This is a genomic window from Alteromonas sp. (assembly GCF_984505615.1).
Genome location: NZ_CFHOXV010000035.1, coordinates 19,929 through 42,298 on the forward strand (window position 1 = coordinate 19,929; position 22,370 = coordinate 42,298).

The window sequence follows — 22,370 nt, forward strand, 5'->3', positions numbered from 1 at the left end:
TGCAAAGATACCCTATATTGCGGTGTTTATTTCGCGGCGTTTGCTAAACTACACTCATACTTGTAACGCGTTAACTGACTGAAATTCTGTATAGCCTATGAAAATGTTATCTCTTCGTGTATTCGCTGCGTTGTCATTACTTTGTAGCCTGCTGAGCTTTTCAAGCCATGCCCAGGATGCTCCGAACTACGGGTATTTGAGCCTGGAGCCGGACATCATCACTAATTACATTGGTCCTTCTGCGAAAAAGCTTGGCTATGTGCGGGTCACGGTAGAATTGATGATAGACAGTGTGGATGTACTCGATATTGCAGAGCATCACCTGCCACTATTGCGTGCGACAGCCATCGAGATATTTGGTCAGCAACCGGAAGATAAAGTGAAATCGCTCACCGGACGGGAAGACATCCGGCTGGCAATCTTAAAGGCGCTGCAGGATCACATGCGTAAAGAGACCGGCGCCAGCATTGTAAAAGACGTCATCTTTACCAAGTATCTGTATCACAGCTGAGCGGGTTTGCGGCGGCCTGAGCCCAGTGCCAGTAACGCCGCCATCAAACAACCGCTGATGAGGCCGACAGTATGAGCCGTGTTGGCCATGTTCACCCACAGCACATCAGCATAGCCCAGTACCAGCCACACCAGCATAAAGCCAACAATGGCTTTGGGAATAGATAATCCCCAGGATGGTCTCAGCCAGCCAATCCACCATACGAATCCGAGTACGGCATAAACCACACCGGACAAACCGCCGAAGGCAGGACCACTTACCACAGCCTGCGCGAGATTTGATGCTATCGCGGAGACCACAAAAACCAGCAGTAACATGGAGAAACCAAAGGTGCGTTCAATCTGCGCGCCCAGCATACTCCACCACAACAGATTAAAAATAAAATGTAATGCAGAGAAATGTATGAATGCAGGGGTAATCAGGCGCCAGTACTCATGGGTTTGCAGCAACTGCCCCACAGGCTGCATTTTCAGGTACTGACTGACAGTGCCGAAGAAGCCGAGCCAGGATAAGGCATAAACCAGTGTACAGATGAACAGAACGGAGGCTGCAAACGGCGCAGTTTTCGCCCACGACAACAAATTGCCGATGCTGAGATTACCGGACTTCGAAGGATGTAATGCCACGTGCTCACCGTTTTCCCAGGCAGCCTGCTGATATTTAGGATGGCCTGGCTGACGGATGAACTCTTCGCAAATTGCAGTCGCACGGCTAATGTCTCCGCCATCAGCGAGTACAATAATGTACTCACCCTCTTTTTCAGAATCTGCAACCTGAGAAGGTAACTGCTGGCTGGTCAGATAATTCGCCAGCAGATGAGCGTAACTTTCATTGGTAATAGCAATTAACGGTGTACTCACGTTTATGCTGTCACCACATCCTGAGAGAGCTTCCACGCTTCAAAGCCGCCGTCCATGCTGTACACGGAATCGTAGCCCTGCTGCGCGATGACGTTAGCCGCCTGCTGGCTGCTGACGCCGTGATAGCACACCACCAGCACGGGTTTGTCTTTGGCAGTGTTTGTCAGAAATTCAGCGAAATTGTCGTTACTGAGGTGAAGTGCATCAGGCATGTGCCCCGTTGCAAAAGATTGCGGATCACGAATATCGACAACCGCAAACTCGCCGAGTCTGGCTGCTGCATCCTGTACGCTGATATGCTGATATGCTGACATTGTTGATAACTACCAGTTAAGAATAACTTTTCCGGACTGCCCCGACCCCATGGTATCGAACCCTTTCTGAAAATCGTCGATACTGTACTGATGGGTAATAACAGGAGAAATATCCAGACCACTTTGTAACAGACTGGCCATCTTGTACCAGGTTTCAAACATTTCACGGCCGTAAATACCCTTAATGGTTAAGCCTTTGAAAATCACCTGATTCCAGTCTACCGCCACATCAGTTGGCGGAATCCCCAGCATAGCAACCTTTCCGCCATTATTCATCTTATCTAACATGTCACGGAAAGCAGCAGGGACACCGGACATCTCAAGGCCCACATCGAAGCCTTCGGTCATGCCCAGTTCGTTCATGACATCTTTTAATGAGGTGGTACCCACGTTGACCGCACGGGTTGCACCCATTTTTTCGGCCAGTTCAAGACGGTACGGATTTAAGTCTGTGATCACCACATGACGTGCACCAACATGCTTCGCGACTGCCGCAGCCATAATACCGATAGGACCGGCACCGGTAATCAGCACATCTTCACCGACCAGATCAAAGGACAATGCAGTATGTACAGCGTTACCGAACGGGTCGAAGATTGACGCCATATCATCGCTGATATTGTCAGGAATGCGGAATGCGTTGAACGCCGGAATCACCAGATATTCTGCAAAAGCACCGGCCCGGTTAACACCAACCCCTTCGGTATTCCGGCACAGATGACGACGCCCGGCACGGCAGTTACGGCAATGCCCGCAGGTGATATGGCCTTCACCGGACACTCTGTCACCAATTTTGAAACCGGCCACTTCCTGGCCCATGCCCACAACTTCACCCACATACTCATGACCAACGACCATGGGTACAGGGATGGTTTTCTGAGACCACTCATCCCAGTTATAAATATGCATGTCGGTACCGCAGATAGCGGTTTTACGGATTTTGATCAGCAGATCGTTGTGACCCACTTCCGGCTCTGCCGTGTCCTGCATCCAGATCCCGGGTTCGCGGTGCGCTTTTACCAGTGACTTCATCAGATAACTCCTAACTCTTTACCCACTTCGATAAACGCATCGACAGCTTTATCTACATGCTCAATGGTGTGACCGGCTGACATTTGTGTGCGGATGCGGGCCTGACCTTTCGGTACGACGGGATAAGAGAAGCCCACAACATAAATACCTTTCGCCAGCATTTTTTCGGCCATTTCACTGGCCAGACGGGCATCACCTAACATAACCGGAATGATGGCGTGATCTTTACCCGCCAGAGTAAAGCCCGCGTCTTCCATGCGCGTACGGAAATGCACGGCGTTCTTCCACAGTTGCTCACGCAGTGCATGACCGTCAGCCATCATATCGAACACTTTCAGTGAGGCAGATACGATGGGAGGCGCAACGGAATTAGAAAACAGGTACGGACGTGAGCGCTGACGTAACCATTCAACAATTTCTTTCTTGCCGGAGGTGTAACCGCCCGATGCTCCGCCAAGGGCTTTACCCAGCGTGCCGGTAATGATGTCAACGCGGCCAATTACGTCACAGTATTCGTGGCTGCCACGGCCATTTTCACCGAGAAAACCGGTAGCGTGACAGTCATCAACCATCACCATCGCATCGTATTTGTCTGCAAGATCGCACACGCCTTTCAGGTTGGCGATAACGCCGTCCATGGAAAACACACCGTCGGTGGCGATAATTTTAAACCGTGCGCCATCAGCAACGGCCTGCTTCAGTTGCGCTTCGAGTGCGTCCATATCGTTATTCGCATAGCGGTAACGTTTTGCTTTGGATAAGCGCACACCGTCAATGATGCTGGCGTGATTCAGTGCATCAGAAATGATCGCATCTTCCGGCCCGAGTAAAGTTTCGAATAAGCCGCCATTGGCATCAAAACAGGACGGGTACAAAATGGTGTCTTCGGTACCCAGAAAATCGCTGATTTTCCCTTCCAGTTGTTTGTGAATATCCTGCGTACCGCAGATAAAGCGTACCGACGCCATGCCAAATCCATGACTGTCCAGGCCTTCTTTGGCTGCCGATACCAGATCCGGATGATTGGCCAGACCTAAATAATTGTTCGCGCAAAAGTTAATGACTTCACTGCCATCGTCGACGGCAATGTCAGCTTGCTGCTGTGAAGTAATAACCCGCTCATTTTTGTACAGACCTTCTTGTTTTACTTCTTCTATCTGCTCACGCAAATGCGTGATAAATGACTGTGACATGTTTCTCTCCGTCGTCGAAAACACGTATTCTAATGGTTGGGTATTGATGGGTACAGCCTTGCTGTATCAAGGGTTCAAACCTGCAGACGGGGAGTGTAAATTTTTTCGCACACCTTTGCCCGGCATTTGCGGATTATTTCTGAGATCAAAACTCAAACTGATGCTGAGAACTGCCGGCGTTGCGTTTATCCACATTTTGCCAGCAGCCGTCTTTGACGTTTTTCTCCAGCCGCTCCCAGAGTTGCGCTTCAGGAATGGGCGGGCTGATTAAATAACCCTGGGCCTGATGACAGTAAAACTCTCCCAGTTTGCCCAGTTGTTCCGGCGTTTCCACCCCTTCAGCTATCACGGTTCTTCCCAGACTTCTGACGAGGGCGATGGTAGATTCCACAATATTGGCATCTTCCGGATTATCCAGCATGCCACTGATAAAAGACTGATCGATCTTTACGTAATCTACAGGCAGGGATTTCAGGTAACTCAACGACGAATAACCGGTGCCGAAGTCATCGATAGCCACCAGACACCCCATATCCTGCAAGGCTTTGCACACATCAATGGCGGAATCCATATCAGACACCAGCGCGGTTTCTGTCAGCTCCAGCTCCACTTTATCCGGAGCCAGTTCATAGAGCGCCAGTTGCTGGGCCAGAAAATTGGGCAGTGTGATATCTGAAAACTGTGCAGCAGAGATATTAATTGCCATTTTCAGTTCACTGTAACCGCTTATATTCAGCTCATTAAGAATACGCAGAGAACGGGTGAGTACCCAGTAATCCAGTTCCAGCATAAACGGCGTATTTTCCAGCATGGGAATGAATTCTCCCGGGGAAATATATCCTTTTACCGGATGATACCAGCGGATAAGTGCTTCAAAACCCTCCAGCCGGAAAGTATCAATACTGATTTGCGGCTGCAATGCCAGACTGAACTGGTTCTCTCTGAGCGCTACACGGGCTTCCCGTTCAAGTTCTACTTTACGCATGACCTTAATATTCATCGATGCATCGTAAAGTTTGAAAGAGGCACCTTTCAATGCTTTGGCTTCATACATGGCAATGTCAGCATGCCGCAACAGCTCCATCGCCGTTGTTTCGGGCTGATTAGTGATGGCAACACCGATACTGGTAGAAACGTAAAACGGCAGGGAATCTACTTGAATAGGCCGCGAAAACACGTTAATCACTGATTTCGCCACCGCTTCCACTTCGCTTTTATCACGAACTTTGCTGAGTAAAATAACAAACTCATCTCCGCCAAAGCGCCCGACCAGGTCGTGTTCTCCCACAGCATTGGCTATACGTTCAGAAGCAGCATGAATTAATTTGTCGCCGACATCATGGCCGTGACTGTCATTGACCTTTTTAAAATCATCCAGGTCGAGAAATAACACCGCTGCCAGCCCCTGATCACGGGTGGCGTTCACAATGTGTTTTTCAATCTGAAAGGTCATCATTGTGCGGTTTGGCAGGCCTGTCAGGCCATCAAACATGGCCATGTTTTCAAGCTGGGCGTTCGACGCTGCAATCTTTGAATCCTGCTCTTCCAGCCGTTCAGCAAGGTTATGCGCCGTTTCTTCCAGCAAATCGAGTTCATCAGGGAACAGCTTGTCTTTCCATTGACGGCGAAAACTACTGCCATGGGAAAACTCCTGATACCTGTGTTCTGCCAGTAACGGGAGCCGCTCCACCAGCTGAAGCAACTTGGTTTTATATTGGTGGATCAGTAACAGCAGCAAAATAGTAAAGAGAAAGAAAAGTGTGATGGCGGTACCGATAACCATGTTCTGGTAGGCGTTCACCGACTCAACAACCGCCGTAATATCGCGGATAAACAGAATGTAGTAATCCTGTTCAGACATAGGCAGTAAGCTCACCAGCAAGCGCTTCTTATCCTGTTTGACCAGCACGCCCCGTTCAACCATCCCTTCAGTGGTGGCATCAGAAGGTGTCGCCGCCAGTACAGTATTGACGATTTGTTGATTCTGATTCGACAGCTGACTGACAATTTTTAAATCAATATTGTCAGCGCTGTATCCTTCGTAACGCACAATGGCAATTTTATAAGCGCTGGAGAACTGGGAAAGTGCAGCCAGAAGTTCACCGAAGCTGGAACTGAGCACCAGCACCGCGATTTGTTGATCTTCTATCATGATGGGCGCGGTCACGTAGCGGTAACACATTTCACGACAATCAAACCGGTTCTGCGGGCGAATTTGATCCCGGGTATGTTGTTCCATCTCCGGTATGAACACGGGCATCTTTTCACGGTTACCCGTTATCAGCTCACCGTCTGCATTGAACAGCCACATGTCACTGATTTGCAGGCTGACATTCAGCGCATCCTCGGACTCCTTCAAAGCATTAAGTAATTCCTGCTCTGACAAGGTTTCGGTATGGCCCCAGCGGGAGAATGTTTCCACCCAGACCAGCAGCCTTACGGTAAACAATTCGTCCATCCATGCCATCTGACGCTGGTTTTTAAGCTGGAAGTCTTTGTGCTGCTGCTCGATATTGCTTTGCGACTGCGCAATCAGCATAACCGCGATAGCGACTGTTACGGTAAGCATCATTGCAACAACAATGCTCAGTAATTTGGTGGTAACCGATACTTTAACTTTCATATCAGAACCAGTACATAACCTGTACTGCCCACATTCGCCAGTACTCGGCTGTGTCTGGTGTATTCTGAGGGCCGGGAATGCTGGTCAGCCGGCCGGCTCCGTTTACCCAGTGGTGTTCGGCCTGGATACGCCAGTTGGGCCTTGGATCCCACTGAACGCCTACCGTAGCGGTTTTCTCATAGCCAAAATAAGCAGGAATGACACCACCGGTTGCCGCTTCAAGCTTTTCACCATCACGGTCATTGCGGTCGGAGACATACATGTCGTACCCCAGCGTCAGAGTAAACTGAGAATTAAGCATGTAACGGATCTGGGCGTATCCCCCTTCCCCTTTATTTTCATCAAAGAAGGCAGGTGAATAGCCGCCGAAATCACGACTGTGATTACGCTGCAGTTCTGCATTAAACTCCCAGTTTTCCGCATAGTAAACCGCAGACAACGTATATAACCTGACTGTCCTTCCGCCCTCGAACAGGTTTTCATTGGCTGATGGATGGTAAGTGAAGTCGGAATCCAGCCAGCTTGCGCCCAGTTGCCAGTCCAGTGACGGCGGCTGCCAGAACACACTGAACTGATGGGCATAGTCCTGCTTCAATTCTCCCTGTGCAAATTCTCCCAGCAACGCTTTTGTCTGATAGCTGCTCATGGGGGAACTGCCGTAACTCCAGTTTATCTTCAGATTTCCCTCGTCAGAGGAGCGGTACAATTGCAGTAACACTCCATCGCTGCCCAGCGCTACATCACGAAAATTATCGAAATAAATGGACTGCGGCAGAATGATAGTAGAACGGGTTTGCGGTACATCCCGGGTGGCGGAATATAACCAGTGCGGACTTTTAAAACGGCCCAGGTTGATATTTGCGGTCCAGTTTTCCATATCCGGTAAACGCCAGTCGACAAACAAATAATCAATTCTGGCACCGCGCTCATAGCGATTGCCGCCATTCAGATAAACAGCCTGCCCGACCACAGCAAGGGAGGCGTTCATATCGTAGCGCATGTTTATTCCCAACTCAGTGAGGTCAAAGCTGATTTCATCATCTTCATGGATAAAGTCGCTGTCGATTGACTGGCTTATTCCCTGAGAGAGAAACCCGTGCCAGCTGAACGCATCTTCAGCCAGGCAGTGCCGGGCGACCAGTGAAGAAAAGAAAAATACAAAAATGGCAGGAAAAGACTTCATGGTACGATAACCTCCCTGACGTCCTGCGACCAGGTACCCTGATACGCATAGCCGACGGCGCCCGGCGTGCTGGCTACTGCTTCCAGCACTTCAGTTTGAGTAGCGAGAGTCTTAGGCCGCTCTCCCTGACCGGAATAAATAATTTGATTCCACAGCCTTTCCAGCTGATAGGGAAACATTTTCAGCACTTGCCGGCAAAAGTCCCGGTGAGCATCTGAATTTGATTCCAGCACATACACCGTAATTTTTGTGCCATCGGGCCAGTACTGTTTGCGGGCTGAAAAAATATCGCGCACTTCACTGCGGGTAAGTTGATGTTGCTGAATATTTTTATTCAGAATCACTGCCGCTTCAGAAGCATGGGCTGAAAAAGTGATACACAGAATGATGCAGGCTACAAGCATCCGTAGCAGCGGGAGACCCTGTCTGGTCGCAACGTCCTGGCGGAAGAAAATGAGCAAATGACACCTCATCCTTAAAGAAACGTGTCTGATAGAATTTTGCGTATATACAGTGTAGAGGGTTCTGGCCATTTTGCGTGATTTTTTTTGAGGAAAATCACATTCATACAAAATGACCAATAAATCTACAGCAACTGGTCAACCATTTGAATGACACTGACTGTTGAAATCCGGGACATCAAGTCCGGTCCTTTTGCTCTTGTTCCCCAGGGCAATGATTCCCAGGATTTGCCGGTTTGCTCCTTAATACACTCATCGTAAACCGACACGACGTGCTGTAAATCATTGTACGGGCCGGTCCGGCGGGGATTAGAGTGGGCGTATAAACCGATAACCGGAGTGCCGGCCATCGTTGCCATATGTGCAGGGCCGGTATCCGGTGCGATCACCAGTGATGCCCGCTCAAGCACGGCCAGCATATCGTGCAATGAAGTTTTACCTACCAGGTCGCGGGCGATATGGCTGGTGCAACGTAAAATGGCATCGGCAAGTTGCCGGTCAACTGGCCCGGGGCCACCGCACAGTATCACAGGAATGCCTTTTTCATGCAGGTGGTCAGCAACCGCCGCATAGCGCTCAGGTAACCAGTTTCTTTCAGCTTTGCTTGCTGCAGGGCTGATTACCGCATAACGGCCATATTCTTCTGCCAGTTCCTCGGCAAATTCAAAAGCACTTTCAGGCAAGGGTAAATCCCACTCAGGCTTTCCGGCAGGAGGCAGACCAAGTGCGTCGCCGAAATCCATGAAGCCGTCCAGAACATGCGCATGCTGCCTCGCTTTGACCCTTTTATTGGCAAACAGCCAGTGAAGCTCTTTGCTTCGGGCCCAGTCGAAGCCGATCCTCTCACGGGCCTTGATAACCCTTGAAGCCAGATTCGCTCTTAATGCCACCTGCATCATCAGCAATGCATCAAAATATTCTCCGCTGACGGCTTCGCGCAGGGCATTAACGGCCTGTTTGCCCTGCTTTTTATCGAACACGATAAAACGGACGTCCGGCAACATTTTCATCAGCTCATATTCAATTTTGCCGATGACCCAGGTTAACTCTGCATCCGGCCAGTGTTGTTTTATCCGATGGACTAACGCCGCCGCATGGCAGACATCGCCAATAGCAGACAACCTCATCAAACAAATCTTTTTCTTCAAGGACCCACCTCTAAAGCTGAAAACTGTGAAATTTTCATTACAATGACCAATTTACCACATTAACGATGTAGCATGGCGATAAAACAAGTGTCAGCAGGCAGTCACCATATCCTGACCTGCGCAGATGAATATCCGCAAATTACACCGCAGTGGTTTGACCCGCAATGGTGGCAGGAGAAAGGTGCAGTTACCGGTCAGGCGAAAGGCCGGGGAACCACGTTATTTCTGGACGTAGACGGAGATGCGCTTGTGCTGCGCCATTATCGTCGCGGCGGATTACCGGGCAAGTTGCTTGACGACCAGTATGTGTTTGGCGGACTTGAGGCAACACGTCCCTTTAAAGAACTTCGTTTGCTGTCAGCCATGCGTGACCAGGGTTTGAACGTCCCCCGCCCGGTGGCCGCACATGTACAGCGCAGTGGTCTGGTATACCGTGGGGATTTAATTACCGCAATGATTCCTGAGAGTCAGGATCTGCATGCTGTGCTATGCCGCCAACCGTTACCGGAAGACAGATGGTTCGCCACAGGTGTTGCCGTAGCCAGAATGCACCGTGCCGGTGTGTACCATCACGATTTGAATGTGAGAAATGTGATGATAGATAGTCGGGAAGAAATCTGGATCATTGATTTTGATCGCTGTGACTTCCGCGCCGGCGATAAATGGAAAACCCGAAACGTGGCGCGTTTTTTACGCTCACTGGTTAAAGAAAAAAATAAGCATGCCGGATTTCACTGGCAGCAAAGCGACTGGAATGCCTTTCTTGAGGGCTTGCAATCTGTGTGATTGAAACTCAGCCCGCAGACAGGTAATTTCGTTATCTCTACAGAAAAGAAGACACACTATGCACACACGAGCCATTTACCCGGGCACTTTTGACCCGATAACAAACGGGCATGCAGATTTAATCGAGCGTGCTTCCCAAATGTTTTCACATGTCATTGTGGCTATTGCGTCAAACCCCAGCAAAAAGCCACTTTTCTCGCTGGAAGAACGGGTGGAGATGATTCGTGAAGTCACCAGAGACTTACCTAACGTAGAAGTGCGTGGCTTTACCGGACTGCTCGCCGCGTTTGCTGATGAGATTAATGCTACGATACTCATCCGTGGTTTGCGGGCGGTGTCGGACTTCGAGTACGAATTTCAACTGGCGAATATGAACCGCCGCCTGAATCCGAAGCTGGAAAGTGTGTTCCTGACCCCGGCAGAAGAAAACTCGTTTATCTCATCCACGCTGGTCAAAGAAGTGGCTTTGCATAAGGGTAAAGTGACTGACTTTTGTCATCCTGTCGTGGAAGAAGCGCTGAAGCAGCGCTTCCACGGTAAGTGATGGCTGGCAAAATGTGATGAACCGTCTGCCGCAGAGATGCGGCAGTCAGAACACGTTGGATGGGTTTACGCCGTGTTTCTCAATGAAAGCTATTTCTGGCACTCCGGACAGTAGAAGGTATTGCGCTGTCCAATCACCACGCTTTTGATTTCACTGCCACACACTTCGCACTCCTTTCCGGCACGGCCATAGACACTTAAATGCTGGGCGAAATAGCCGGGGTTACCGTCGCTCTGAGCAAAATCTTTCAGTGTAGTACCGCCCTGTTCAATGGCTTTTGCCAGCACTTCTTTAATGGCATCTGTCAGCACAGCATAACGTTTTGCGCTGACACGACCAGCTGCCCGGCGCGGGTCGATACCTGACATAAACAGCGCTTCATTGGCATAGATATTCCCGACTCCCACTACCACGTCATTATCCATGATGAAGGTTTTCACCGGGCTCTTTTTCCCTTTTGCCAGTTCCACCAGCCGTTGCGCGTCAAAATCGTCTGTTAGCGGCTCCGGCCCCAGCTTTAGAAGCAGTTTATGCATCTCGCCTGTTGGCTGCCATAAACAGGCTCCGAAGCGCCTGGGATCGTTAAAACGTAAGCATTTACCGCTCTCAAGCACAATATCGATATGATCATGTTTAACCGGCGGATGCGTGGCGTCAATCACACGTAATTTACCGGACATACCCAGATGCATCACAATCTCTCCGTTGCCGGTATCTATCAGTAAATATTTCGCCCGCCTGCGGATATTACGGATCTCACAGCCCTCCGCCTTAAAAATATCATCCGGTACAGGCCAGCGAAGCCGCTTATCACGAACAATGATTTTGCTGATTGTCTGATTCATCAGCCAGGGCGAAATGCCGAGGCGGCTTACCTCAACTTCAGGTAATTCAGGCATAGAACATTACTTCCTATTGATCCCAGGGCAGTAAACCGGTGAGTGTAGCATCACTCAGGCGGTACCAGGCATTCTCTGTTTTCACCAGCGTTTTATCTTGTTGGGGATAAAAGGCAAACACCAGGCCGTCAGACTGGCCGGCCAGCCACACCACTGCTACCAGAGGCTCAGTTTGCGGCTCCGCCGACATTTCTTCAGGCTGCAACGTTGCTGAGCGCCAGGCGCTGATTTGCTGCGCGGGAGTAGTGACAATATCCGGGTCCGGAGACACCTGCCGCCACCCCTGTCCGTTTCTGACCAGCTGGCTCTGCCCCTGCTCTATTTTTAACACATAAGCGTCTTGCGGGATCAACGGCACCACGGCGGGCGCTTTTGCCGATGGCAGAAATGTATCCAGATTGAACAAGGCAATCATAAGCAACATAGAAAATATCACTACGTTATTCATACCGCGCTGTGAAAGAAAAGCCATATTTTCTCAGTTTTGAAGTTACTTTTATTAGGATAATGGTCAATACCGGAGTCTACGCAAATTCAGAAACGAAAATAGCTACCTGTGTCACTGGGCGTTCAGAAACACGGCGTAAACCCATCCATGGGGCCCCGGCTGCCGCATCCCTGCGGCAGACGGTTTCTGAACGCCCAGTGACTCCGGTTTTACGCTATTTTCGTTTCTGAAGCCCGCCAAGTCCGGTGTATTGCTCTTTCCGCTAAGATTAACGCACTGGAGGCTAAACGCAAAAAACCCGGCAAAAGCCGGGTTTTCGTGGAGACAAAAGCAAGTTTTATTACTTGATTTTTGCCTCTTTGAACATAACGTGCTTACGCACAACGGGATCGTATTTTTTGATCTCCATTTTGCCAGGCATGTTACGCTTGTTTTTGTCAGTGGTGTAGAAGAAACCTGTACCTGCTGAAGAAACTAATTTAATTTTATCACGCATTGTCGGCTTCCTTAGATTTTCTCACCACGGGTACGAAGATCAGTCAGAACTGAATCGATACCCTTTTTATCGATGATACGCATGCCTTTAGCAGACAGACGCAGTTTAACAAAACGGTTTTCGCTCTCAACCCAAAAACGGTGAGTTTGAAGATTTGGCAAAAAGCGACGACGAGTCGCATTGCGCGCGTGCGAACGGTTATTACCAACCGCTGGACGCTTACCAGTAACTTGGCATACTCTTGACATTGTATTTGTCTCCAGAACTACAAAACTGTCGCGCCAATCGATCCCACCTAATAAGTATTCCGGGTCAGTTGACGATATTACGATAAATTAGAGGGCGCATTTTATACAGCAAACAGACGCAGATTTCAATAAAAAAGGCTAAAAACCTTCTTTTCATCGCGACATTTTTTACGCTAACTCATTTTTTAGCCGCGCGCAGACCATGAAAATTCATCCGTCACGCACAATCGGGGGCGCATAATACCACCTAAAATCGATCCTGTAACGATCTGATCGCAGATCTTTTACTCAATGATCAGATCAATCCAGGAATGACGATCGCGCATTCGTGAAATCAATCAATCTCGCCGGCCGTCTTAACATTTGTCCGCCATCACGTGAAATCGGGATCCAGGGGAACGTACCACGCCCTTTCGCCGGTTTCAGCGTAAATAAATCCAGCGGCACGGAAATATAGAAACCTTTGGTAAAGCTTCCTTCTCCGTACTCTTCTGACGATACATCGGTAAATGCTGCATACGCTCCCACCACAATACCGCTGTCGAAGCGCTTGGCGAAATCAATATTCACCCCTTTGTCCTTAGCAAGGAACTGTCCGGCGCTCACCGTCAGCATGGTGTCATCCAGAAACTCAGGTTCCCAGTAAGCACTGATGTGGCCGGTGAAGGCTGTATAGTCCAGGAAACTGAACTGATCATCATAATCACGCTGCTTAACGTAATTTACGTCCACACCAAACGCCAGAGAACTGTCTACAGGACGCCAGAGTACTTCACCACCAGCACCGCCGTACATGGTTTCCAGGTAACCACCGTATGCCTGCGCGAAGAAATCATTGCCAAGACTGTCATTCCACTGCATGAAGGCGGTATCAACCCACAAGTCATTTTCCACATATTCACGCACGTAGGTTCGTACACGGGGAAGGGTTGAGGTATCCTGGTCAACAGTAAAGCTGAACTTGTCGAAATTGTCGAAGAGTGTGGCGCGGATACTGGAAATTGCGGTCCAGTTCTGGTTTATCGCATAGCCGCCACTCAGGATCAGGCCGCCCTGATAAAGATAAAAATCTTCCGGGTTACCGAATGTCTGCGTATAGAAGAAGTCGACAGAATGGAACAATCCGCTGGTTTTTTCCGGGTCGTACTTATCGAGTACATTGTCTTCCGGCGCCTGTCGTGTGTATGTCTGCTTAATATCTGCTTCGATATCTTCGTATTTAGCAGCCACTTTGAATGCATCCGCATCAATGACAGTATCCACCAGCGGCAGACGACCTGCATTTTCGACGATATGATAAGACTTCACCGACTCAGGCAACTCAGACGCAGCAATACGCCCAATACGCTCAGCCGCCTCATTTTTGTCACGGTACGCAATCTGATTACCGTAGAAAATGGCTTTGTCTTCTTCAATAGAGGCATCAGAAAGAATAAAGCCGCCATCAAATGCCAGGTCACGGTATAAGCGGCGCTTATTAACGGAATCCACATCTGCAGCAGGTTTTGACTGCACAATATCTCTGGGCGGCTTATCTATTTTCACCTGTTTAGCGGTATTCATATTGAAGTGATAAGTCACACCAAATCCGAATGTATTCCCGCGCTGATAGTTTGCAGAGAAGTCGAACTCTTTCCAACGGTACACGGCACCGATGTTAAAGCGGGTATCCTGCTCCAGTGCACCCGCCCGGTCATTGGTATAATTGTTTCCTTCGTATTCCAGCTTAAGGCGCAGAGGCTCCCAGGGAGTCTGATACTCAATACCACCAAATACAGCCATAGGGCCTTTGAAGAATTGCTGATAGTCAACTTTACCGCCCCGGCCTGAGAATCCGGTTGGTCTGTCGCAGTAACTGTCTTTCAGCTTACAGAAAGGACTAGTAATATCGTCGGCAGTGCCCATATAACCCCAGCCAAGGCCAAGGTGAAAGTCGAACGGCCCCCATGCTTTTGATGCTGTAATATATTCGCTTTCAAAAAATCCGGTGCCACCAAAGTCACGGAAACCAAGCGACACTTCAGGGAAATAAAACCCTTCTTTCAATAATCTGAATTTTACATCCAGACCCTTGTCTTTCAGCGTTTGATCGCCACTGAAACTTGGTACATCGCTGTAAAGCCGGGTACGTACGTCGGTATAACGGGCAGTGGCCTGCATCCAGTCGTACAACTGTAAATTCACCGACCAGAACCGGTATTCCTGATTGTCGGTGTAATTAATAAATAAGTCACCTTCTTCTCCCATCCGCGAAGTCGGTGTCTGAATCAGTCCGGTTCCGCCCTGCACCATCTGTGAAGGCTGAACCTGTAGCGTTACGCTGTCGTTACTCATCGCAGCACTACTAAAACAGGCAGCAACAGCTATCGCACACCGTGTGTGCGTTCCTTTAAATTTCATCATGGCAGCACCCTGTGAACAGCAAGACTGGCCACTTTTTCATTTAAATCATCAACGTCAGGCGATAACAACCAGGTAAACAACGGCACATAAATTTGACTGCCGGGCATGACTTGAGAATAAGATTTCCCCCAGTATGCTATATTCTGTTTAGTGATTTCTCCACGGGGGGAAATGACGTACACATAATCAGGGTCGGCATAGCCTCTCAGATTCACCCCTTCAGCGTAATCTGCCGGCGTACTTTGATTACGGTATTCATATGACCCCGGCGTTTTCACCATGCCACTGAGCCACACGGTATCCGGTCTGCCGGTAAGGTAAATGGCGTAATTTCCTTCCTGCAGCATAGGATTTTGCTTCACGTCAAGCCGGGCCGCGTTCCGGTTCAACTTTACAGGCAGGCGTTTTGCCAGCGTCCAGTTTTCTACCTGTCTTTTAAGCGCGTTCAGTGCAATCGCTTTATCGTCGTTCACACTTAAATCTACAGCTACCGCATCAATGGACTGCAACACGTCTTTGCGCATGGCTTCAACGTCTGCAGTGTCTTCGCTGTAAATAGCACAGGCGGGCCAGTACCAGTCGCCATTTTTTGCCGTGGTCTGCAAAATAAGAGACAGCCTGACCGGGTTAAGATAACGGTACTGCTGACCGTTTATTTTTACGTTTACCAATGCCTGCGTGGATACACTGAATAATGAGATAATGATTAGTGCCAACAATCCTTTCATGGCTTCACCTCCTGACCATCAATCAGACGCTGGGCACGGCTAAGATACGTCATGGAAATTAACTCTCCGGCCGGCGATAACAGTTGTTCAGATTTCAGCATTTCACCACTTTTATCATCAAACCAGTAACGGTTTACCCACTGTGTCCCCGTTTCGTAAAAAGGACTGGCGCCGTTAAAATTAACAGTTTGTTCAATCAGATATACGGAAAATTCATGTTCCATAACCGTTAACTGGCTAGCCTCACCGCGCTGCCAGACAGTTTGCACATCCAGTCCGTAGCCATAATTTTCAATGTCCACCAGATAATGCCATGACAACGCTGCGCCGGTTGGATCAAACAGTGGATTAGCCAAAAGATCTGAGTGATAAATTAAATCGTTTGCGAGCCCGTGGGTTTCGGTAATCACGCCCTTTTGCATGGAAAGTAAGGCATGATCAGCGGATACCCAGGTTTGTGTTTCACCTTCGATATAGGCCAGCGCCATGATGATCTGCACACGATCACCATGTTTAACGGCCATTAAATCCGCTTTGCTTTGTCTCAGAGTTTCAGAGGAAACGGTATTGTCAGATTGCGTGAAGGCCAGTTTGAGCGTGTCGTAATAAGCTTTATTCGTGCTGGAACAACCGCTGACCAGTACCAGGGCGAACAGAGAAGAAAGAATCCTGCGGAACATATTCCTAAACATCTTATTAGTAAAGCGATGAAAAAACGGCGGGGTACACCAGAAATAAAAAAGCCGCTCCGGTTAAGGGGCGGCTTTCAAAATACATTCAGCACTTACTGAGGTGCGTAAGTATAGGTTACTGTGATAGGAGTAGTAACTGTAATAGTTTGCGTACCAGAAACAGTGACAGTATCTGTAACTGTAGTAGTTGTACCAACACATTCAGTTCCTACCAACTCGTCACCATCGTTACAAGTTGGATCTGGATCTACAACATCGTCCAGGTCAGCTGAGCCACGGTTATTGCTCACGATTGCGCCTAATACGCCCAAGCCGATAACACCAGTAGCGATAGAACCGGCAGTCATGCTACCAGCAGCTCCAGTGGAACCTTCCCCAGAATTGTCTTGTGCAACAGCACCAAAAGCCATGGTTGCACCGATGACCAATGAAATTAATGACTGTTTCATAATTGTCCTTTATTAAAAATCCACCGACGCACTATCCTAAAGCATTTGTCACGAAGTGACTACTCTCCAGGCATAATTTGGTCGTAAAAAATATACGTTTCACATGCTCGTCGCATGGATCGCCGACGATCTGTCAGGATCGTAGACTTCAGTATAGCAAGGTTCAAAATTACATCAATCCTTTCTGTGCTAAAGAAAACACAGAATTATCTCCCACGATAAAATGATCTAACACACTGACATCAATAAGATTGAGCGCATGTTTTACATCCTTGGTAAGACGAATATCGGCATCGCTGGGATCTGATACGCCAGAAGGATGGTTATGGACCAGAATGACCGCAGCGGCGTTGTCATCAATGACCTGCTTTACAATCTCACGGGGATAAACGGCTGCTGCATTCAATGTGCCGGTGAAAAGTGTTCTGAAGGCAATAAGATGGTGCTGGCTGTTTAGGCACATAATGGCAAAATGCTCTTTATACTCATGACGCAGAGATGCCAGCAGGAAGGCTTCTACATCACTGACATGATTAAATACCGATCTCGATTTCAACGGAGTTTCCAGCACTCTGCGGGATATTTCCGATACTGCGGCAATTTGTGCATAACGCATATCGCCTACTCCTTTGATATCACATAAACGGGCTTTTTTTGCACACACTACTTCCCGCAGAGAACCGAACTCGTCCAGTAGATTCCGCGCGATACACAACGCCCCTGCACCACCCATACCGCAGCCAAATAACACTGCCAGCACTTCTGCATCAGAAAGGGCTGCCACGCCTTTTTCAAACAACTTTTCCCTTGGCCTTTCAGCCAGCGGCCATGTTTTTAACCCGGTCATATCTGTTCCTTTATCATACGGAACAACAGCCTACGCTTTATCAAACAAGCTCACTACTGGCTGCAATGCCAGATCGGTCTGTCTACCGGTAACAGAAAACATCTGGTAGGCTTACCGCAATCTTATTGTCTGAAAAATGCACTATGCACTTATTCAATAAAAAAATTCTTCTGGGTGTTACCGGCGGTATTGCTGCCTATAAAACACCGGATCTGGTAAGAAAACTGAAAGCGCAGGGCGCTGACGTGAGAGTGGTACTGACACGTGGCGCAACAGAATTTGTCAGTTCATTATCTTTACAGGCAGTTTCCGGTCATCAGGTTCACAGCGAGTTGCTGGACGAGCAGGCTGAAGCCGGAATGGGTCATATCGAACTGGCGAAATGGGCCGATGTTTTATTGATTGCACCGGCCACGGCGCACTGCATGGCTAAACTGGCGCATGGCCTGGCAGATGACCTGCTTTCAACATTGTACCTTGCAACCACTGCTCAGGTTTTCATTGCTCCTGCCATGAATCAGCAAATGTGGCAGGCACGGGCAACGCAGGATAACCTGCAAAAATTGCAAATTCGTGCCATCCGTTTCATCGGGCCGGCAGCAGGCGAACAGGCATGTGGCGATGTGGGACCGGGCAGAATGGAAGAACCGGAACTTATCGTATCTGCATTAGCCAGCGCCCTGACCGGTAATAAGCTGGAAGGTAAAAAAATTGTCATTACAGCGGGACCAACCAGAGAGCCCATTGACCCGGTCAGATACTTATCAAATCACAGCAGTGGCAAAATGGGATACGCCGTAGCACAGGCTGCGGCTGAGCAGGGCGCAGAGGTTGTGCTGGTGTCCGGCCCGGTTTCCCTGACAGTACCCCCCGGGGTTAAACGCATCAGTGTGCAAACTGCTGATGACATGCTCGAAGCAGTTATGAGTGAGATCAACTCAGCGCAAATCTTCATTGCAGCGGCAGCCGTTGCCGATTATCGTATCAACCATCAGGCAGAAAATAAGATTAAAAAATCTGATGATGAGTTAACACTTACTTTTGTTAAAAACCCTGATATTCTTAAGACTGTAGCCGCATTACCCTCTCCACCGTTTACGGTAGGGTTTGCTGCTGAAAGCCAGAATGTGGAAGCTTATGCACGGGGCAAATTAGAAAATAAAAACCTCGACATGATTGCTGCGAATGACATCACCCTGGAAGGGCTTGGCTTTAATAGTGACGAAAATGCGCTGCATGTCATCTGGAAAGAGGATGACGTACAGTTGCCTCCGGCGAATAAAACAGAGTTAGCCAAATCGCTAATCGCGCTGGTTGCAAAACAATATAATAATAAACAATCAAATTAATGGTCTGCCGGTCGATAAACCGACATAAGATAATCAAAAACACAGACCACTTTAAAATGGAACCGGGATTGAGAACTGATCCTGAAGCAGAGGAAACACTCGCCTTATGCCTGCTGTAAAGAAAACAAACCGCCGGGCCCAGATACTTCAAGCACTGGCCGGCATGCTGGAAACGCACCAGGGCCAGCGCATCACAACCGCAAAACTCGCTGAAAAGGTGGGTGTGTCAGAAGCGGCACTTTATCGTCACTTCCCGAGCAAAGCCCGGATGTTCGAAGGGCTCATCGAATTTATTGAAGAAACGTTATTCTCCCGGATCAATAAAATTCTGAACGAGGAAAAGGATTCAGCGGCACGGTGCCAGCTCATTTTGCACTTGTTACTGGGCTTTGCAGAGAAGAATCCGGGTATAACCCGCATCTTAAACGGCGATGCCCTGATGGGTGAACAGGACCGGTTGCGTGCACGGATTGCCAAGTTATTCGAAAGGCTGGAAACCCAACTGAAGCAAATTTTGCGTGAACGCAAGTTACGGGAAGGTAAAACGCTGGCTGCAGACGAAGGTGTAGTAGCCAATATGATGATTTGTTATGTCGACGGCCGGATAAACCAGTTCATCCGCAGTGGCTTTACCCGCAAGCCTACTGAACAGTTCAACGAACAATGGCAGATGTTCAGACAGGTCTTTATCTGATTTCTCTGCACCGGAAATACAAAGAGCGCGATACCGCGCTCTTTTTCGTTAAGCTTACAAACACTGAAACTACTGCTTACTGAATGTATTGCCGAAGAAGTCTCCGTCATTCCACTCAGGACGGTTAGCCTGAGTAGCCAGTGTCAGTCCGATTTCAGCGTTCACACGGGTGAAAGTTTTTGCAGCTTCCCAGTTAAATGGCTGGTTAATATCGTCACTGGGCTTGTGATAATGGGTTGCCAGAAACTCACCGAATTTTTTACTGCCATCTATATCGGGATCTTTCGATGTCAGGCCGGGTACCATAAACACCGAAGGCACACCCTGCTTTACAAAAGCATAGTGATCAGAGCGGGTAAACAATGCCTGCTCTGGCCAGGGGTCCGGGCTCAGAGTAATGCCGGCATTGCCTGCCGCCTCTTCTACTGACGCTTTCATGTCGCTGTGACTGGCACCAAATGCAATGACATCAGCAAAGGGATAGGTCAGGATTGGCATATCCAGATTCACGTCAGCCACAATGGATGTTACCGGTACAGTTGGATTACGCGCGAAATAATCAGCGCCCAGCAGCCCTTTTTCTTCGCCGGTTACGGAAACAAACAAAATAGAACGTGCTGGTTTTTCAGGTAATTCACTGAACAGCCTTGCGGTTTCGAGCATCACGGCAGTACCTGAGGCATTGTCCATGGCACCGTTATTGATGTTGTCTTTCTTAACGGTTTTCGCAAAGCCGATATGATCGGAGTGGGCAGAAAAAACCACATACTCATTTTTAAGGGTTGGATCGCTGCCTTCAATCATACCCACCACATTCGGGCTGGAAATTTGAGAATGCAGACTCTTTTTACTCAGAGAAATCGTTCCCGGAATCACAAAACCTGCCGGCGATTTGTCTTCTTCCAGTTCCGCATAAATATCATTTAAAGAAACAGGAGCATTGGCAAATAATTGCTGTGCGGCCGGTTCGCTAAGATAAGCACTGCCTTTCAACTGTGCGAACGTGTTCGCCGGTACGCCGTTTTCATCCAGCCATGCCATACGGGGAGTATGAATGTAGCTGAGCATATTCTGATACGGGCGTACTTTTTCAGCCACTGGCGTAGAAACCGTGATCATACCAATGGCACCATGCTGTGCAGCATAAGACTGTTTCTGATAACCCGACGCGAAGTGCGCCCCTTCTTCACTGGGGAAAGAAGCCGGCTTACCGGAGAGTACCACTACAATTTTGCCTTCCACATCCAGACCGGCGTAGTCATCGTGATTCAGTTCATCAGCAATGATGCCATAACCGGCGAAGACCATCTCACCGCTCAGAGCAGAGTCGGTGGCCATTAAATCAGGACCGGTCAAATAATCTTTAGGGTAAGCAAAAGACAATGTCCCGCCTTCCGTCTGATAAGTAAATTCGGGAGATTCCTGCACCAGACTCGCCTTGCGGAAAGGGACTGGTTGCATAAAACCATCCGTACCAGCTGGTTTGAGACCATATTTGGCAAATTCGGTGGCAATATATAACGCAGCAATATCGTGACCGCGGGAACCGGTATCACGGCCTTCCAGCAAATCATCAGCAAGGAAGAACAGGTGAGATTTGATTCTGTTCGTGTCAGGATTGAAATGGCTGCTGACGGCATCATCCTGCGCCGCAACACCCGTAACAGCAGACGCAGCAAACAGCCCGCTCAGGATTAATTTTCTTATCATAATCATCTTCAAAATTGCATAAACCACGGGCATGTTAACCCGGAAGATGATTTAAGCAAGGCGATTAACCCTATCCCTTGATACTTCCATGGTTTACGCTACGCTCAATAGAAGTACACACTAATGCGACCGCTATGCCAAGAAGCGCACAATACGATATAGACGAGATACTCGGACAGGCTGTGGACATATTCCTTGAATATAGTTTCCACGGCGCCATCATGGATGAAATTATCGCCCGCACCTCCTTTAACCGGCGCGGTTTTTATCTGGAATTCGGTTCTAAACAACAGTTCCTGTACAAAGTTTTAGAGCATTATCAAAAAACTCAGCTGATGCCTGTAGTCAGTGAACTGGAAAACCACCACGGCATCACCGCCATCAATACTTTCTTTTTGCGATATATCCCCCTGGTCTACGGCAGAGGCTGTTTACTGATTAACTGTGTCTGCGAACTGGGGAAGCAGGATCCCACAATCAGAGAAATGGGAAGACATTATCTGGACCGTCTGCAACTCGACTTTATCGGTTGTCTGGAGAAAGCCAAATTGTCAGGGGAAATAAAACCGGACATCAATATTGAGTCTGCAGCCCTGCAGCTTACCAGTTATGTTCAGGGTTTTGCCGTAAACGGCATCCTTGCTGAAAACCGTGAAGAGATGGTCATTGCCACAGAAGCTCTGCTAACCCCGTTGCAGGTTTAACAGAAAACCGTAAAATCATGCTCCCGAATGTGCATCTTAGGTTTTCAA

Annotated in this window: 24 protein-coding genes; 6 read left to right on the top strand and 18 right to left on the bottom strand. The window is 48.7% G+C overall.

Annotated features, from left to right (window positions below; translation table 11 throughout):
• Positions 1–103 precede the first annotated feature (103 nt).
• On the top strand, positions 104–511 hold the full coding sequence (locus AC4PME_RS16100; protein WP_491046633.1) for a flagellar basal body-associated protein FliL: 408 nt from the start codon (positions 104–106) through the stop codon (positions 509–511).
• On the opposite strand, the gene glpG is transcribed toward AC4PME_RS16100, so the two are convergent.
• The 8 genes from glpG to AC4PME_RS16140 form a co-directional block, all read right to left on the bottom strand.
• Positions 502–1,371 carry a rhomboid family intramembrane serine protease GlpG gene (glpG, locus tag AC4PME_RS16105; RefSeq protein ID WP_474870011.1) on the bottom strand — a complete coding sequence of 290 codons (870 nt, stop codon included), beginning with the start codon at positions 1,369–1,371 and terminating at the stop codon, positions 502–504. The genes AC4PME_RS16100 and glpG overlap by 10 nt on opposite strands.
• Positions 1,372–1,373: 2 nt before the next feature.
• Positions 1,374–1,685: a thiosulfate sulfurtransferase GlpE gene (gene glpE / locus AC4PME_RS16110; RefSeq protein ID WP_491046627.1), complete on the bottom strand. Its 312-nt coding sequence runs from the start codon at positions 1,683–1,685 to the stop codon at positions 1,374–1,376.
• A gap of 9 nt (positions 1,686–1,694) precedes the next feature.
• Positions 1,695–2,717 (bottom strand): L-threonine 3-dehydrogenase, encoded by a 1,023-nt coding sequence (gene tdh, locus AC4PME_RS16115; protein ID WP_119499472.1) that lies wholly within the window; start codon positions 2,715–2,717, stop codon positions 1,695–1,697.
• On the bottom strand, positions 2,717–3,910 hold the full coding sequence (locus AC4PME_RS16120) for a glycine C-acetyltransferase (RefSeq protein ID WP_491046628.1): 1,194 nt from the start codon (positions 3,908–3,910) through the stop codon (positions 2,717–2,719). The genes tdh and AC4PME_RS16120 overlap by 1 nt, the downstream gene beginning before the upstream one ends.
• Positions 3,911–4,055: 145 nt before the next feature.
• Entirely contained in the window at positions 4,056–6,533 is a 2,478-nt protein-coding gene (locus tag AC4PME_RS16125; protein ID WP_491046629.1) for a putative bifunctional diguanylate cyclase/phosphodiesterase, read from the bottom strand.
• 1 nt (position 6,534) lies between these two features.
• Positions 6,535–7,716, bottom strand: coding sequence for a hypothetical protein (locus AC4PME_RS16130; RefSeq protein ID WP_232373451.1), 1,182 nt, complete (start codon positions 7,714–7,716; stop codon positions 6,535–6,537).
• Positions 7,713–8,120, bottom strand: a complete 408-nt coding sequence (locus AC4PME_RS16135; RefSeq protein WP_119499469.1) for a type 2 periplasmic-binding domain-containing protein — start codon at positions 8,118–8,120, stop codon at positions 7,713–7,715. The genes AC4PME_RS16130 and AC4PME_RS16135 overlap by 4 nt, the downstream gene beginning before the upstream one ends.
• Positions 8,121–8,302: 182 nt before the next feature.
• Positions 8,303–9,304 (bottom strand): glycosyltransferase family 9 protein, encoded by a 1,002-nt coding sequence (locus AC4PME_RS16140; RefSeq protein ID WP_491046634.1) that lies wholly within the window; start codon positions 9,302–9,304, stop codon positions 8,303–8,305.
• A gap of 93 nt (positions 9,305–9,397) precedes the next feature.
• Between AC4PME_RS16140 and AC4PME_RS16145 the strand changes: the two genes are divergently transcribed.
• Together AC4PME_RS16145 and coaD are read left to right on the top strand one after the other, a co-directional pair.
• Complete coding sequence (locus AC4PME_RS16145; RefSeq protein ID WP_491046630.1) at positions 9,398–10,111, top strand: 3-deoxy-D-manno-octulosonic acid kinase; 714 nt, start codon at positions 9,398–9,400, stop codon at positions 10,109–10,111.
• 58 nt (positions 10,112–10,169) lie between these two features.
• Positions 10,170–10,655, top strand: a complete 486-nt coding sequence (gene coaD / locus AC4PME_RS16150) for a pantetheine-phosphate adenylyltransferase (protein WP_119499466.1) — start codon at positions 10,170–10,172, stop codon at positions 10,653–10,655.
• A gap of 89 nt (positions 10,656–10,744) precedes the next feature.
• Here the strand turns inward: coaD and mutM are convergent, their stop codons facing one another.
• The 9 genes from mutM to radC form a co-directional block, all read right to left on the bottom strand.
• Positions 10,745–11,554 (bottom strand): bifunctional DNA-formamidopyrimidine glycosylase/DNA-(apurinic or apyrimidinic site) lyase, encoded by an 810-nt coding sequence (gene mutM / locus AC4PME_RS16155; RefSeq protein WP_491046631.1) that lies wholly within the window; start codon positions 11,552–11,554, stop codon positions 10,745–10,747.
• Positions 11,555–11,567: 13 nt separating this feature from the next.
• Positions 11,568–12,026: a hypothetical protein gene (locus tag AC4PME_RS16160; RefSeq protein WP_491046632.1), complete on the bottom strand. Its 459-nt coding sequence runs from the start codon at positions 12,024–12,026 to the stop codon at positions 11,568–11,570.
• A 316-nt stretch (positions 12,027–12,342) separates the two neighbouring features.
• Positions 12,343–12,498 (bottom strand): 50S ribosomal protein L33, encoded by a 156-nt coding sequence (gene rpmG, locus AC4PME_RS16165; protein WP_012516577.1) that lies wholly within the window; start codon positions 12,496–12,498, stop codon positions 12,343–12,345.
• A gap of 11 nt (positions 12,499–12,509) precedes the next feature.
• On the bottom strand, positions 12,510–12,746 hold the full coding sequence (rpmB, locus tag AC4PME_RS16170; RefSeq protein WP_491046781.1) for a 50S ribosomal protein L28: 237 nt from the start codon (positions 12,744–12,746) through the stop codon (positions 12,510–12,512).
• A gap of 300 nt (positions 12,747–13,046) precedes the next feature.
• Complete coding sequence (locus AC4PME_RS16175) at positions 13,047–15,080, bottom strand: YjbH domain-containing protein (protein WP_491046782.1); 2,034 nt, start codon at positions 15,078–15,080, stop codon at positions 13,047–13,049.
• Positions 15,081–15,145: 65 nt separating this feature from the next.
• On the bottom strand, positions 15,146–15,877 hold the full coding sequence (locus tag AC4PME_RS16180; RefSeq protein ID WP_491046780.1) for a capsule biosynthesis GfcC family protein: 732 nt from the start codon (positions 15,875–15,877) through the stop codon (positions 15,146–15,148).
• Positions 15,874–16,557: a YjbF family lipoprotein gene (locus AC4PME_RS16185; RefSeq protein WP_491046779.1), complete on the bottom strand. Its 684-nt coding sequence runs from the start codon at positions 16,555–16,557 to the stop codon at positions 15,874–15,876. Before AC4PME_RS16185 ends, AC4PME_RS16180 begins: the two co-directional genes overlap by 4 nt.
• Before the next feature lie 104 nt (positions 16,558–16,661).
• Positions 16,662–17,018, bottom strand: coding sequence for a hypothetical protein (locus tag AC4PME_RS16190; protein ID WP_491046778.1), 357 nt, complete (start codon positions 17,016–17,018; stop codon positions 16,662–16,664).
• A gap of 169 nt (positions 17,019–17,187) precedes the next feature.
• Positions 17,188–17,865 carry a RadC family protein gene (radC, locus tag AC4PME_RS16195; protein WP_491046777.1) on the bottom strand — a complete coding sequence of 226 codons (678 nt, stop codon included), beginning with the start codon at positions 17,863–17,865 and terminating at the stop codon, positions 17,188–17,190.
• 143 nt (positions 17,866–18,008) lie between these two features.
• Between radC and coaBC the strand changes: the two genes are divergently transcribed.
• Both coaBC and slmA read left to right on the top strand, forming a co-directional pair.
• On the top strand, positions 18,009–19,214 hold the full coding sequence (coaBC, locus tag AC4PME_RS16200; protein WP_491046776.1) for a bifunctional phosphopantothenoylcysteine decarboxylase/phosphopantothenate--cysteine ligase CoaBC: 1,206 nt from the start codon (positions 18,009–18,011) through the stop codon (positions 19,212–19,214).
• 106 nt (positions 19,215–19,320) lie between these two features.
• Positions 19,321–19,908, top strand: coding sequence for a nucleoid occlusion factor SlmA (gene slmA / locus AC4PME_RS16205; RefSeq protein WP_119499458.1), 588 nt, complete (start codon positions 19,321–19,323; stop codon positions 19,906–19,908).
• 69 nt (positions 19,909–19,977) lie between these two features.
• Here the strand turns inward: slmA and AC4PME_RS16210 are convergent, their stop codons facing one another.
• On the bottom strand, positions 19,978–21,618 hold the full coding sequence (locus tag AC4PME_RS16210) for a M28 family metallopeptidase (protein ID WP_491046775.1): 1,641 nt from the start codon (positions 21,616–21,618) through the stop codon (positions 19,978–19,980).
• 134 nt (positions 21,619–21,752) lie between these two features.
• Between AC4PME_RS16210 and AC4PME_RS16215 the strand changes: the two genes are divergently transcribed.
• On the top strand, positions 21,753–22,322 hold the full coding sequence (locus AC4PME_RS16215; protein ID WP_119499457.1) for a TetR/AcrR family transcriptional regulator: 570 nt from the start codon (positions 21,753–21,755) through the stop codon (positions 22,320–22,322).
• The last annotated feature ends 48 nt before the right edge of the window (positions 22,323–22,370 follow it).